The sequence below is a fragment of the Streptomyces sp. S6 genome, assembly GCF_054880855.1.
The window spans coordinates 1-13,435 of sequence record NZ_JBTYMC010000039.1; the positions used below are offsets into that span (position 1 = coordinate 1).

A 13,435-nucleotide genomic window follows, 5' to 3' on the forward strand; every position below is an offset into this window, starting at 1 on the left:
GAGACCAGCAGGACGACGGAGGTGACCGGGTCGATCGCGACCGCGTCGGCGGCGCCGAGACCGCGCTGGGCATGGAACTGCCCAAGGTCGGCGGCGAGCTCCCGCTCCCGACGCCGGGTGCGCCCGACGGCCCGCGGTACGTCGAGGGCCACCTCGTCCCCGACCGCGCGCTCCCGCAACTCCCCGTCGGCGCCGCCCTCCCGGGCCTCGGCCTGCGCACGCCGCTCCCGCGTGTCCTCGGCGACGACTTCGACCACGTCGGCGTCGACGCCCCCGCGAACGACGTCCGTGCGCTCGGCCCCGGCGCCACCCTCGACCTCCCCCTCACCCCGCCGAACCCCGACAACTTCGGCCTCCCCGACCCGAAGCTCCCTGCGGCCGGTGTCGTCACCCCCGTCCTCCAGGCCGTCCCCGCCGCGGACCTGGGGCTGGGCGAAGGCCTGTAGCAACCGTTTGCGACGTCCGACGACGGCCCGGGGCAGTGGGTGCCCCGGGCCGTCGTCCGTACCTATTTCCGGCTCCGGCGGTGACCCCTCGGCCCCCTTCGCGGTTACCGGGGTGACAGCGCAACCGGAGGAGGAGTCGAGGATGACGGTCGTCGGTGTGGGCACGGGTTCGGTGACGGTGGGCTCGGCGGCGAGACCCGGGCGGCGGGCGCTGCTGCGGGGGCTGCTCGGGGTGGGGGCGATCGCCGCCGTCACCCCGCTGATCGTCGCCTCCCGGGGGTTCCGGGGCGTCGACCCCGGGCCGGGGTTCGACGAGATGTACCGGGGCCGCCGGCTCCAGGGTGCGCCTGTGAGCAGCAGCCGCTCGGGCGAGGCGACCTGGGAAGTCACCGTCGACGGACGCCCGTTGCACCTCATGCGACGCGCCGACGGCACCTGGCTGAGCATGGTCGACCACTACCGCTCGTACGACACCCCGCTCGCCGCCGCCCGCGCCGCCGTCGACGAACTCGGCCCGGGGGAACAGCTCAAGGAACGCACGGGGGGACACCATGGCCTACACGCGTAAGGACGTCAGCACGCTCACGGCTGCCGAACGGGGGCGGTTCGTGAAGGCGCTGCTCGAAGTCAAACGCCGGGGCGAGTACGACGAATTCGTGCGCATGCACATCGATTTCTACGTCTCCGACGGCGAGGACGGCCTGCGGACGGCCCACATGGCACCGTCCTTCCTGCCCTGGCACCGGCGCTTCCTGCTGGAGCTGGAGCGGGCGCTGCGCAAGGTCGACGACTCGGTGACGGTGCCGTACTGGGACTGGACGCGCGACCGCACCCCCAAGTCGGCGCCCTGGAGCGCGGATCTGCTCGGCGGCAACGGCCGCCCCGGCGACCGGCAGGTGACGACAGGGCCGTTCGCGTACGCCTCGGGCAACTGGACGCTCCACGAGAACGTCACCGACGAGGACTTCCTCACCCGCGACCTCGGACGCGCCCGCGACCCCATCGAGCTGCCCACCAAGGACGAGCTGGAGTGGGCGATGTCGGACTCCCTCTACGACTCGGCGCCCTGGGACTCGACGGTCACGAAGGGGTTCCGCAACAAGCTGGAGGGATGGGGGACCGGGCGGGGCAGCGTCTCCTGGCGCAACCACAACCGCGTGCACCGGTGGGTCGGCGGGGTGATGCTGGGCGGGGCGTCCGTCAACGACCCGGTGTTCTGGCTGCACCACGCGTTCATCGACCTGCTCTGGTACCGGTGGCAGAAACGGCATGCGGAGCACCGCTATCTCCCGGCGAAACCGCCCGAGTTGGGCAACCGGCAGCACGGACGGGTCGTCGCGCGCGGGGAGAAGCTGCCGCCGTGGGACATGACGCCGGACCAGTTGGAGGACGTCAGCCGTATCTACCGGTACGCGTAAGAGACTTGGGAACACGGGAAAGCCCCGGCGCTCGGAGGAGCCGGGGCTTTCCCGCGCGGAACGGGAGGTGACGGAACGTCAGCCGCCGTAGCCGCCGCCGTAGCCACCACCGTGCTTCGGGCCGTGGTCGCCGCCCTTGTTGATGCAGGTGTTGCCGAAGGCCGGGTTCAGCAGACCGATCACGTTCACGGTGTTGCCGCACAGGTTCACCGGCACGTTGACCGGGATCTGGACGGTGTTGCCGGACGCCACACCGGGCGAGCCGACAGCCGCGCCCTGCGCGCCCGCGTCCGCCATGGCCAGACCGGCGCCGCCGATGACGACGGCGGACGTGCTGAGTACGACGGCCGCGGTCTTCGCGATGCGAGACATCACGTTCTCCTCACTGACTGGGTACGTACGGCGGCAGGTTTCGCCGACCGCACTCCCCGTTAACGTCAGCGGCGCGTACGGGTCACGGCGCGTCGGGGCGGATCACCCGTGTGACGAACTCCGCCAGGGTCGCGATCGACTCCAGGCTGTCCAGGCTGAGATCGAGATCGGCGACGTCCACGCCGTAGCGCTTCTTGACCGAGGCGAGGAGGGCGACGCCGGCGAGGGAGGTCAACGCGATCCGGGGGCCGAAGAGTTCGGTGTCGGCGGGGAGAGCGGCGAGGTGGGCCGGGTCGAGGTGGGTGGCCTCGGCGACCATGGCGCGGATCTCTTGTTCGATGTCGGGGGCGGTCATGCCGTCTCTCTGATGTGGAGGTAGGCGGGGGGCTGGGGGAGCTCCCCGGTGAGGGTGCGGGTGAGGACGGGTGGCTCGGTGTCGTCCGCGCGGCGCATTCCCGCCTGCCGCAGCAGGATGCGCATCTCCAGGTTGGCGTCCGTCGGGCGCAGGGTGACGGAGAAGTCGTGGACGCCGTTTCCCCGCGCCTGCTCCATCAGCCGCAGCAGGAACGCCGCCGCCGCGCCGCGTCCGGCGACCCGGCAGGAGAGGGCGAGGAGGGGGACCGACCAGGTGCCCGGCGTCGCGTGGTCGACGAGGGCGGCGCCGATGACGCCGTAGTCGCCGAAGCGGTCGGACATGCGGGCGGTGTGGAGGGTGTTCTCTTGGCCGGCGAGCAGCTCGCGCAGGGCGTCCGGGGTCAGGCCCGAGGAGTTCAACCGGTGGGTGCGGGCGGCGAGTTCGAGGGCGCGGGGGATGTCGTCCGGCGCTGCGGGGCCGATCGTGAGGTGCATGCCGCACCAGGCGAGGAATTCCTCGCGGGTCCCCTCGAAACGTTCGCCCTCCGCGCGGCGGACCGCTTCCGTGCGGTAGCGGTCGACGCGGGCACGGGACTCCGGGGTGGCCTCGCGGCCCTCGAACTCCGCGAGCAGCAGCGGGACTTCCTCGGGGGCGAGGGTGGTGACGCCGGGCAACAGGGCCTCGGCCTCGGCGCGTTCGTAGGGGGAGTCGTCGACCAGGAGGAGGGCACCCGTCGCGATGCCGAGTTCCTCGGAGATGCGGCGCAGGGACTCGCTCTTGTCCTGCCAGGAGACCTGGGGGGACAGGAAGCGGTTGTGCAGCGCCGGGAGGGTGTTCGCCATGCGGTCCAGGACCGTGGGCGCGCTGCGGCTCGCGACGCTGCTGAGGACGCCGTGTGCCGCGAGGGTGTCGATCGCGGCGAGCATCTCCGGTCGGGGGGTGGGGAGTTCGTCGGTCGCGGTCTCCACGGCGACGTCGTCCCACAGGGTGCCGTCGAGGTCCCAGACGACGCACTTGACGTGGCCGTAGCCGGTCATCGGGGGCCGCCGTCGAGCTTCAGCTTCATCGTCAGGCTCGTCGGGTCGAAGCCGAACCGGCGGTAGACCGTGCGCATCGGGACGTTGCCGACGTGGACCCGGCCGGTGACCTCCTTGATGCCGTTCGCCGCGCAGAACTCCAGGCCCGCGGTGAGCAGGAGTTCGGCGACGTCCGCCCGGTTGTCGAGCGGGGAGACCGCCAGGGAGCGGAAGTTGGCGTAGCGGTCGCCGGTCATCGCGTTGGTGTTGATGCTGATCCAGCACCAGCCGACGGGGGCGCCGTCCGGGGCCGACGCGACGATCATGCCCTCCCGGTTCTTCTCCATCGCCCTGCCGAGACGGGCCGACCAGACCGCCGGGTCATCGATGGCGTCCTCGCCGAAGGAGACCCGGGCGATCTCCGCCTCGAACTCACCGATCGCCGGGAGGTCGGGTTCGGTCGCCTGGCGGGTGAGGTAGGGGGCGGCGCGGTGGGTGAGGGCGGTGCGGGCCTCGGGGGTGGGGGGGTGCCAACCGGGGGTGTTCGTGGGGGAGTTGACGGGGGTGGGTGGGGGAGTCTCGGTGGAGGGCTTCGGGGCCGGCGTCGTCGGCGGAGTCTCCTCGGGCACCAACTGCCCCGGCCGGAAAGGGCCCTTGCCGCAGTGGGGGCAGCCTGCTGCTCGCAGGGCGCCTACCGAGGACCACTTGGCGCCGGGGCCGACCTCGGTCTCGGCGGCGCAGGACATGCAGGTGTAGCGGCGGGCGCGGGTGCGTTTGTCGCCGGTGTAGAGGGGGCCCGTGAAGCCGCCGGGGTGGGAGGGGGCCGTCGCGCTCGTCGTCAGGAGGTGCTGGAAGAAGCCGACGCCGCCGAGGATGCCGCTGCCCTCGTACTCGTTGAAGTTGCGGATGTAGCCGTGGGTGACGAGGCCGAGGTCGAGGATCTCGCGCTGGACCGCCAGCATGTCGTCCGGGCTCTTGCCGCCGAAGGAGAAGAAGACGCTGTGCGCGGCGCCGGGCCGCAGCCCCTCGACCGCGCGGGAGAGGAAGAGGCGGGCGCCCTCGGGGGTGTACGGCGGGTCGGTCATGGCCGCGTCGAAACGGCCGTGCAGCTCGGCCGGCAGCGGCTCGCGCAGGTCGTGCTCGACGGTGTCGACGCGGGTGCCGAGGGTCGCCGCGACCTGCTGGACGTACCCGAGGATCTCGGGGGAGATGTCGACGACGGTCACCCGCTCGACGATCGGTCCGCCCAGGACGTCCCCGACGACCGCGATCGCCAGGGAGATCAGGTCGTCGTCGCCGATCAGCAGCAGCGAGCCGCCCGGCAGGACCCCCACGGTGAGCAGGGCGAGGACGCGGCGGACCTTCGTCTCGGGCGTGCAGTGGGACTGGTCGATCGCGAGGTCGGCGGCGGGGCCGTCGGCCATCAGGGCGCGCAGGCGGCGTACCGCCTCGTCGAGGACGTCGGGGATGACCAGTTCGCGGCCGTCGCACGTGGTGCAGGTGGCGTTCAGCGCGAGGTCCATGCCGAGTTCGGCGAGGAGGTCGCGGCCGGCCGGGGTGAGGCGGGAGGGGCGGGACTCGGTGACCAGGCCGCGGCGGCGCAGTTCGTTGCCGACGGCCGCGACGATCGGGACCGGCAGGCTGGTGGCCCGGCTCAGTTCCTTCGTCGACGCGGGTTCGAGACGGCGCAGGGCCCGCAGCACCGCGCGCACCCCGGGAGGGCCTTCCTGGAGCCGGACCGCGGCGGCGACTTCGCTGAGCACTCGATCGGCGGCCGTACTCACCAGGGGTCTCCAGAGCGGGGGAGGGTTTCGGACAGTGCGGCATCCAGTGTAAGGGACGGGGGTTCGAGGTGTGCGAGGTATTAGCCGGGGTATTTCCGCCGTGAATTCATGGGGAGTTCATCGTGGGACGGCCGGTATTCCCTTGATCTTTTATCCGGGTGGAATTCCATAAAGTGGAGATGATCAAGGCCGATCGGTTTCTTGACGAACTGGGTGGCCGCGCAGTAGAGGGCGGCTGATGCTACGCTGACGTCGACGAGCGCCAGTGACTGGCCTCGCGACCTTCCTGTTCGGCCGCGCGGACCAGCGCAGATACCAAGCGAAAGGAGACGGGGAAGTGACTTCGGTCACGCTCTCCGATTCCCCATGACGAACGCCGCCAACCTTGCCACCGAGGGTATAAACGTCGACGATCTGTGCTCGTACGCGGTCGACGTATGGGTGAGCGACAACAGCATTCTGACGGACGAGGAGCGCCTTCTCCAGGTCCTCCGCGCCGCCGCCGAAAAGGGAAACGCCAAGGTGCTCGGCGAGGCGTCCCACGTATTCCCGAACGGTGCGGTCACGGCCATTCTGCTCCTTTCGGCCTCCCACCTCTCCATCCACACCTGGCCGGAGTTCAACCTCGCCAACGTCGACCTGCTGGCGTACGGGCGGCTGAACGGCGAGCGGATGATGGAGAGCGTCGAGCTGGGCCTCGCGCCCACGCGGATCAACGTGACGCGGATGCTGCGCGCGGTAAACTAGAGGTTTTCCGAGCGGGCCGGGGTCACCGGTGGTAGGTGTTGACGTCCCTCCCCATGATCACCGGCCCGTTGAAGTTCCCGCCGCTGATGGTGTTGTGCGTCGAGCCGTCCTGCTTGGGGGCGAACTCCTCGACGAGCAGGCGGAGTTCCGCCGCCGCCTCCGGGTTCTCCGCCAGCAGGCGGCGCAGCCGCAGCCGGACCGAGGCGGTGACGTCGGCGGTCTCCTCGTCGGGAGCGGCGATCAACGCCGCGCGTGAGGCGGTGAGTTCACCGTCCAGGGCGCTCGGGTCGCCGCCGCGCGTGAAGAGCCGCACCACCCGCTGCCGCACCTGGTCCCACGCCTCCGTCGCCATCAGGCCGACGATCGTCGTCGCACCCGTTCCGGCGAGTGCCACCAGTTCCGCTTCCATCGCACCCCCTGTGAGCTCTTGGTCGTTCACCGTAGAGGGAAAGCCGCCGACTCTGCCAGCGGGGTAGTAGGTTGAGGCATTCGTGGCTGAACGGGAGGGTGGCCGGGTGGACGAGAGCGGGTCGACGCACAACTCGATATCCGGGAACGCGACGTTCTTCGGACCGGCGGTCATGGGGCAGGTCGTGAACATGGCGGTGCCTCCCGCGTTACCCCAGCTGACACCACGTCAAGTGCCGGTCGGCACACCGTACTTCGTCAACCGTTCGGATGAACTCGCCCGCCTGGACACGATCGCGGAGGCGCTGCGCGCGGCAGGGGTTCCCGGTGTCGTCGCGCTGAGCGGGCTCGGGGGCGTGGGGAAGACCGCCCTGGTGGCGAGATGGGCCGCGAGAGCGCTGGACCGCTACCCCGGCGGTCACCTCTACGTGAACCTCGCGGTCAGACGGCGGGACGGGGCGGTCGACCTGAGCGACGTGCTCGCCGGGTTCCTGCGCGCACTGGGCATGCACCCGGACTACATCCCGGACCAGCCGGACGAGCGCGCCGCGCTCTTCCGCAGCCTCACCGCCCGGCGGGACACGCTCGTGGTGGTGGACAACGTCTGGCAGGCGCCCGAGATCAGGGCGCTCGTCCCGGCCTCGGGCCTCCTCGTGGCCACCAGCCGGACCCGCCTGTCCGGCCTGGCCAGGGACGGCGCGGTCCACATCGACATCCCCCCGCTCGAAGTGGCCGCCGGCGTCGAACTCGTCCACCAGTGGCGTGAGTCCGACCTGGACTCGGACGACGCAGCCGCCGAACTCGTCCGGCTCTGCGGCGGACTGCCGCTGGCGCTGGGGAGCGTCGGGGACTGGCTGAGCGCGCATTCCCACCTGGACATGAGCGACGCCGTGGCCGAGCTCGCCGCCGACGAGGACGGGATCGAAGCGTTGACCATGGTGCTCGACATGGCGTACAGGGCTCTCCCGGAACCCGCCCGGCGGCTGTACCAACTGCTCGGCCTGCTGCCCGGGACGACGGCCACCACCGCCCTCGCCGCGGCGGCGGGAGTCCCCGCGGTGGACGAGGCGGTGGGCAGGCTGCTCTCCGCGCACGTGGCGGAAGTGGCCGAACTCCCCGACCGGCCACCGCACTTCAAGCTGCACGATGTCGCCAGGCCGCACGCGTCCAAGGTCGCACAGGAGCTGCCGGACGCGGACCGCACCGCCCTCCTGCGTGCCGTCGCCGACTTCTACGTCGACGTGTGTATGCACGCCGCGTCCCACGTGCTCGGCGCCGACCGCTTCCGGCTCCAGCCCCCGCCGGCCCGCTCCCTGGCCGAACTCAGCGGCAGGAAACCGCTGTTCACCGACCGCGCCGAGGCCACCGAATGGCTCGACGCCGAACGCGGCAACCTGCTCGCCCTGTTGAGGGTCGCCGCCGAGCGGCGCTGGGACGACACCGTCTGGCGGCTCTGCGAATCCCTGTGGGCGCTCTACCACAGCCGCAAACACCACCTGGACTCCATCGAGGCCCACACCCTCGGCATCGAGGCGGCCCGGCGCTGTGGACGCCCGGACGCGGAGATCCGGATGTGCAACCAACTGGCGCGGGCGCACTACGGACTGGACGCCTACCCCGAGGCCCACCAAGTCCTCGACTCCGCCGGGCAGTTGCTCGACCAGGTCACCGACGCGCGGCTGAGCGGCGTGCTGTGGGAGACCCGGGGGCTCGTCCTCCTCGCGGAAGGGGCCCACGACGACGCACACGCCTTGTTCCTCAGGGCACTTGAGGCCAACGCGAGCCGCGAGGACCGGCACGGCGTCATCGTGCAGTCGTACAACGTCGGACAGGCGCTGCTCGCCGGCGGGCGCGCGCGGGAGGCGCTCGACGTTCTGGACGAGGCGCGGGCCCGGGCCGTCACCGACGGCAACGCGGGAATGCTGCTGCGCGTCGACATCGTCCGGGCGCGTGCGCTGCACGCTCTGGGCCGGTTCGGGCCCGGGATCGAGGCGGCGGTCCGTGCCGCGGAACAGGCGTCCGAGGGCGGGCAGCACGCCAAGTTCGACCAAGCGCTCGTCGTGCTCTCGGAGTTGGCCGCCGACACCAGTGACACCACTCTGCGGGCCGCCTGTGAGGCGAAGTTGGGGGAGCTGCGCAGGAACGTGGGTGTGAGGCCGTAGGAGTTCGCGCGTCTGCCGTTCCGCAACTTCCGTTCTGGAGAGGTCCGTTGTCCCTGTTCCGCCGCCCGCGTCCGCCGCGCGCCCGGTCCCGTTGGGACACCCTGCCGCCGGGCAGGGCCGAAGTCCTGGGTGTGGCACGCACGTTGACCTCGGCGACACGGGTGCTCGACGTGATGGAGCTGCTGCGGGTCGAGGACGGCATCGACAAGTACTACACCGTCAACCCGGGTTCGGCGTTCGCGGACGGGCTGCACGAGTATCTGGTCTCCGTGGCGGGGCCGCGCGTGCTGACGTGGCAGGAGGCGACCCGGCGCTCCTTCCAACTGGCCGTCGCCTGCGCCGTCCACCCCTCGATGCGGCGGCTCGACGCACCGCTGATGGTGATGCCGCACGGCGCCGGGTACAACCGGCTGGTCAGCGAGTCGACGGGGGACGGCACATCGCCGGCGGGGCTGTCGCGGCGGGAGTTGACGCACCGGGGGAAGGTGGTGCCCGCGGCGATCGGGCTGTCGCATCCCGACCAGCTCGTCCGGCTGCACGAACTGTGCCCCGAGGCGGCGCCGCGCGCGGAGCTGATCGGGGACTGGTGTGCGCAGCGCATCCGGGACAGCGCGGCGCGGCGCGATCACTACCGGGCGCGGTTCGGTGTCACCGACGGGCGGCGGCTCGTCGTCGTCCACTCCACGTGGAGCGAGCACTCGCTGCTCGGCCGGCACCCCCGGCTGCCCCTCGACCTCGTCGCAGCGCTGCCCGCCGACGAGTTCGCCGTCGCCGCGCTCTTCCACCCCAACGTGTGGGCCAGGCACACCCGTTCGGCGCTGCTGGAGCGGTTGCGTGAGGCCATGGACGCGGGCCTGATGGTGATCCCGCCGCAGGAGGGGTGGCGGGCGGCGATCGTGGCCTGCGACGCCGTGATCGGCGACCACGGCAGTACGACGTTCTACTCCGCCGCCCAGGACCGGCTCACCCTCCTCGCCGCGACCGGCCTCGACGAACTCGACCCCGCCTCGCCCGCCGCCGTCTTCGGCCGCACCGCGCCCCGGCTCGATCCCGAGGGTGATCTGCACGGTCAACTGGTGCGTGCGGAAAGGGAGTTCGACCCCGGGTTGCTACGGCCCGTCGTCGACAGCCAGTTGGCGGACGTCGACAAGTCCGGGGAGCTGACGCGGCGGTGTCTCTACCGGTTCCTGGAGCACCGGGGGGTCTCGCTGCCCCGGCAGCCGCTCGCGCCGTCGCCGGTGCCCGAGCCTGCGCCGCAGCGCCATGGCCCGCCCACCGCCTACCTCGTGACCGGGTCCGTCCTGCCCGACGGCTCCGTCGGCATCCGGCGGCTGCCGATGGTGCCGGGGCGGGTGGCGGAGGGGCTCGGGTTCTACGCGGTGGCGGCGGAGTCGCCGCATCCGACGTGGTCCCAGAGCGCCGACGTCGTCGCCCGCACGGTCGCGGTCTCGAGGCCGTCTCCTGTGGAGTGGTGCCTGCGGGAGGGGCCGCGCCGGCTCGGTGCCGCCGTGCTCGCCGCCCGGATCGACGCGTTCTCCGCCGTCGTCCGGCTGCGCGACAAGGTGTTCGAGGCGCGTACGGAACGGGACTGGGGCGGGGTTCGGCCGGCGCTGGATCCGTTGCTGCTGGGGGCGGCGGTCAACGTGTGGCTTCAAGAGGGGCGCAGTGGGGTGGAGTTGGGGCGGGGGATGGTGATCCGGACGGGGGGTGGGTGTGTGCGGGTGGTGTTCTCGGGGCGGGCGGGAGCCGTTGTGTCCAGCGGTTGTTGACAGGATTTGGGCTGAACTGTGCCGTTGCCGATGGGGAGTTCCAGGTCGGTTGACCTGGAAACGTTGAGTTTCTAGGTCACTTGACCTAGCTTCGGTGCTGTGGACGATGACCTTCAGCACGATGTGGCCGGCCCGGTGGTCGTGGTCGGCGGATACGGAACCGTCGGCGGGGAACTGGCCCGACTCGCCTCCCCCGCCTGGCCGTTGCTGCTCACCGGGCGTACCCCCTCGCGTGGCCGGAAGCTGGCGGACGAGGTCGGCGCGTCGGTGCGGGCCTGGGACCTGAGCGATCCTCGGCCGTTCGCGGCGTCGGCACGGGCCGTGATCAGCGCGGTGAACGACCCCGACGACCGTGTCCTGCGCGCCGCGATCCGCGGCGGGGTGCCCTATGTGGACATCACGCGGTGGACGGCGCGATTGCAGCGGGCGACCGCGATCGCGGCCGTCATGCCACCGACGGCTCCCGTGCTGCTGTCGTCGAGCTGGATGGGCGGCGTGAGCGCGCTGGTCGCCGCCGCGCTGGCCGCCGGGCTCGGCGGGGCGGCGGCGGTGGAGGTCGCCGTCCGGTACGACCTCAAGGACCGGGCGGGCGCCGACTCGGTGGAGTTCATGGACCGGCTGGGGCTGGACTACGAGGTGACCGAGGGCGGGCGGCGGCGGATGACCGTCCCGTTGAGCGGGGCCGGTCACGTCACCATCGGGGGGCACCGGACGAAGGTCGCCCGCATCGACACGCCGGAGCAGTTCACGCTGCCGCTGTCGCTCGGCGTGGACACGGCGATCACCCGTATCGGGTTCAGCGCGAACTCGTCGACGTCCACACTGCTGGCGCTGAAGAAGACCGGGTTCTTCCGGTGGGGGCGCGGGGAGCGGTTCGAGCCGCTGCGCCGGTCGATGCTGTACTCGCCGGGTGCGGGCGGCGGCGCGCTCGTCCGGATCGACGTGCTCGGCCGCGGCGGGGAGCACCGTACCGCGACGGTCGACGACCCCGCCGGACAGGCCCATCTCACCGCGCTCGGCGGGCTGTTCGGGCTGCGGCGGGTCCTCGGCGAGGACGGCTCGCCGGCGCCCGACGGGGTCGTCTTCCCCGAGATGACGCCGGCGCCGCAGGACGTCCTCGCCGCTCTCGGCGCGTTCGGCGTCGAGGTCACGGTGTCATGAGGCCGCCGGGTGAGAAGGAGCGTGGCGTGGACGGCAAGCCGCAGCTGACCCGGTCGGGGGCCGTCCGGCGGGAGAGTCTGCTGGACGCCGCCGAGGCCGTGCTGGTCGCCGAGGGCAACGCGCACGCCTCGCTGCGTGCCATCGCTGTCGAGGCGGGGGTGCGGATCGGGCATCTCCAGCACTACTTTCCGGCCCGCGCCGATCTGATCAAGGCTGTGCTGGAGCGGTCTTTGGACCGTTCGCTGGAGCGGCTGGCCGAGGTGACCGGGGTGCGGGTGACACCGGACGACCCGTCCGCCGCCGAGCCGCCGGCCGGCCGTGCCGATCCCGCCGACGTCGTGGCCGTCGTCCTGGCCGAGCAGGAGGATCCCCGACTGGTCCGGCTCTACATCGAGGTCTGGGCACTGGCCGCGCGGGACGACGGTGTCGCCGACGTCGTCCGTGCGTTCTATCTGAAGTACGTCAGCTGTGTGCAGGCATTTGTGCGGCAGTGCCGACCGGATTGGCCGGAGGAATTCTGCCGGGCGCGCGCCGAGACGTTCGTGGCGTTGGTGGAGGGGGCCGCTGTGATGCGGTCGGGGGGTGTGGGGGTGGCCGGTGAGGGAATGCGGGCTCAGGTGGCGGAGCTGGGGGTGCGGGTGCTTCGGGGGTGACGATGCGGGGGCCGTGGCGTTCGGCGCCTGGCGGAATCCGTACGGCCCGGGGTGTCAGCCGAGATGGGTCCGACCTCACTGAGTGATGAGAGCGAGCGGGTGGTCGGCGGTGCTGCGGGGGCAGGCGGCGATGACGAGGCGGCCACGGCCCGGTGACACGCCGGTGGGGGTGTTGGCGTCCATGACGTCTGCGCACGGCCGGTCTTCGAGCGGAATCCAGCTCGCGGTGCCCGGATCCCACTCGCGCTCGTCGATGGTGAGGAGGGGGTTGAGTTCCGCGTCGCACTCGGTGCAGCGCAGCGGCTGTGGATCCGTGAGCCGCCACGCGATGCAGCCGCCTGTCTTCCAGCCGGGAGCGGTGGACAGGTCGTAGATGTACTGCGGCGCATCGTCGTCCTCCGGGCCTTCCCAGGCGTCGATGCGCGCCTGCAAGTCGGGCGGAAGGACGGTGATGTAGGGGTGTTCGACGACTTCCTCGGGATGCAGGACACAGGGGGACGGCACGAGTTCTTCCCTGCCGACGACCTCGGGGGCGGGCTGCTCGTCGATCAGCGGGCCGACTTCTTGTGAATGCCGCCAGCGCAGGTGCACGTGCAGGTCGTGCCGGCTCTCTCCGTGCTTTTCGAAGGGGCACCAGAACACCTGGAGCAGATCCCCTTGCCCGGTGTCCGGCAGGCCCGGGACGTCACGGCGATACAGCTGGGCCACCGCAAGCATCGGGACGGGGTCGGTGTCGGCCAGGTGCGGGGCATGGCGACCGCGTTTGAATCCGGCGAGGACGTCGGACTCCTCGGCGGTCGGTCCTGACCGTGGGTCGCGTTGCCAGGCCTGTTCGAGGATGGTCCGTGCCCGTAGCACGTCCGCGAGCCGGTATCCGCTGCCGCGCTTGTGCGCGATGGTGCAGACGGGCCATGGCTCGCCTGCGGGCCACAGCATGGGGCCGCCCACCGAGCTCTCCTGCGCCGTGGGCGCACCGCGCCGGGGATGCAGCCGGGTCGCCGCTCGGCGTCCGGCGGCCAGTTCGGGGAAGGCGGCTTCCACGTCGACGGGGCGCGGTGGGGTGGTGCGTGGCATGGGCCAGGACTCCTGGGCTTCGTGGGTGGGTGGGGGCACAGGGACGGCGTCGTCGGCCAGGGCGGACTCT

Annotated in this window: 14 protein-coding genes; 8 read left to right on the forward strand and 6 right to left on the reverse strand. The window is 71.7% G+C overall.

Features of this window, described 5'->3' with window-relative positions; all coding sequences use genetic code 11:
* The 3 genes from ACVNF4_RS08280 to ACVNF4_RS08290 form a co-directional block, all read left to right on the forward strand.
* Window positions 1-446: hypothetical protein (locus ACVNF4_RS08280; RefSeq protein ID WP_461802038.1), on the forward strand; the 446-nt coding region annotated here is incomplete at its 5' end.
* A 142-nt stretch (window positions 447-588) separates the two neighbouring features.
* Window positions 589-1,014: a tyrosinase cofactor gene (locus tag ACVNF4_RS08285; protein ID WP_461802039.1), complete on the forward strand. Its 426-nt coding sequence runs from the start codon at window positions 589-591 to the stop codon at window positions 1,012-1,014.
* Window positions 998-1,864 (forward strand): tyrosinase family protein, encoded by an 867-nt coding sequence (locus tag ACVNF4_RS08290; protein ID WP_461802040.1) that lies wholly within the window; start codon window positions 998-1,000, stop codon window positions 1,862-1,864. Before ACVNF4_RS08285 ends, ACVNF4_RS08290 begins: the two co-directional genes overlap by 17 nt.
* A 78-nt stretch (window positions 1,865-1,942) precedes the next feature.
* Here ACVNF4_RS08290 and ACVNF4_RS08295 read toward each other — a convergent pair whose 3' ends face one another.
* The 4 genes from ACVNF4_RS08295 to ACVNF4_RS08310 all read right to left on the reverse strand — a co-directional run bounded on the left by ACVNF4_RS08295 (window position 1,943) and on the right by ACVNF4_RS08310 (window position 5,391).
* Window positions 1,943-2,236 carry a chaplin gene (locus ACVNF4_RS08295; protein ID WP_461802041.1) on the reverse strand — a complete coding sequence of 98 codons (294 nt, stop codon included), beginning with the start codon at window positions 2,234-2,236 and terminating at the stop codon, window positions 1,943-1,945.
* A gap of 82 nt (window positions 2,237-2,318) precedes the next feature.
* Complete coding sequence (locus tag ACVNF4_RS08300; RefSeq protein WP_461802042.1) at window positions 2,319-2,591, reverse strand: acyl carrier protein; 273 nt, start codon at window positions 2,589-2,591, stop codon at window positions 2,319-2,321.
* Window positions 2,588-3,628, reverse strand: a complete 1,041-nt coding sequence (locus ACVNF4_RS08305; protein WP_461802043.1) for an HAD-IIIC family phosphatase — start codon at window positions 3,626-3,628, stop codon at window positions 2,588-2,590. The genes ACVNF4_RS08300 and ACVNF4_RS08305 overlap by 4 nt, the downstream gene beginning before the upstream one ends.
* Window positions 3,625-5,391, reverse strand: a complete 1,767-nt coding sequence (locus ACVNF4_RS08310; protein WP_461802044.1) for a GNAT family N-acetyltransferase — start codon at window positions 5,389-5,391, stop codon at window positions 3,625-3,627. The genes ACVNF4_RS08305 and ACVNF4_RS08310 overlap by 4 nt, the downstream gene beginning before the upstream one ends.
* A 366-nt stretch (window positions 5,392-5,757) precedes the next feature.
* Between ACVNF4_RS08310 and speD the strand changes: the two genes are divergently transcribed.
* On the forward strand, window positions 5,758-6,138 hold the full coding sequence (speD, locus tag ACVNF4_RS08315; protein ID WP_461802045.1) for an S-adenosylmethionine decarboxylase: 381 nt from the start codon (window positions 5,758-5,760) through the stop codon (window positions 6,136-6,138).
* A 22-nt stretch (window positions 6,139-6,160) separates the two neighbouring features.
* On the opposite strand, the gene ACVNF4_RS08320 is transcribed toward speD, so the two are convergent.
* The gene (locus ACVNF4_RS08320) at window positions 6,161-6,547 is read right to left on the reverse strand and encodes a hypothetical protein (RefSeq protein ID WP_461802046.1); all 387 of its coding nucleotides are present in this window, start codon (window positions 6,545-6,547) and stop codon (window positions 6,161-6,163) included.
* 82 nt (window positions 6,548-6,629) lie between these two features.
* On the opposite strand from ACVNF4_RS08320, the gene ACVNF4_RS08325 reads away from it, so the two are divergent.
* The 4 genes from ACVNF4_RS08325 to ACVNF4_RS08340 all read left to right on the forward strand — a co-directional run bounded on the left by ACVNF4_RS08325 (window position 6,630) and on the right by ACVNF4_RS08340 (window position 12,291).
* Window positions 6,630-8,708 carry an NB-ARC domain-containing protein gene (locus tag ACVNF4_RS08325; protein WP_461802047.1) on the forward strand — a complete coding sequence of 693 codons (2,079 nt, stop codon included), beginning with the start codon at window positions 6,630-6,632 and terminating at the stop codon, window positions 8,706-8,708.
* 131 nt (window positions 8,709-8,839) lie between these two features.
* A complete protein-coding gene (locus ACVNF4_RS08330; RefSeq protein ID WP_461802048.1) occupies window positions 8,840-10,477 on the forward strand; it encodes a hypothetical protein in 1,638 nt (545 codons plus the stop codon).
* Window positions 10,478-10,576: 99 nt separating this feature from the next.
* Complete coding sequence (locus tag ACVNF4_RS08335; RefSeq protein WP_461802049.1) at window positions 10,577-11,638, forward strand: saccharopine dehydrogenase family protein; 1,062 nt, start codon at window positions 10,577-10,579, stop codon at window positions 11,636-11,638.
* A 26-nt stretch (window positions 11,639-11,664) separates the two neighbouring features.
* Window positions 11,665-12,291, forward strand: coding sequence for a TetR/AcrR family transcriptional regulator (locus ACVNF4_RS08340; protein ID WP_461802050.1), 627 nt, complete (start codon window positions 11,665-11,667; stop codon window positions 12,289-12,291).
* A gap of 75 nt (window positions 12,292-12,366) precedes the next feature.
* Here the strand turns inward: ACVNF4_RS08340 and ACVNF4_RS08345 are convergent, their stop codons facing one another.
* Entirely contained in the window at window positions 12,367-13,365 is a 999-nt protein-coding gene (locus ACVNF4_RS08345) for a hypothetical protein (protein WP_461802051.1), read from the reverse strand.
* Between the last annotated feature and the right edge of the window lie 70 nt (window positions 13,366-13,435).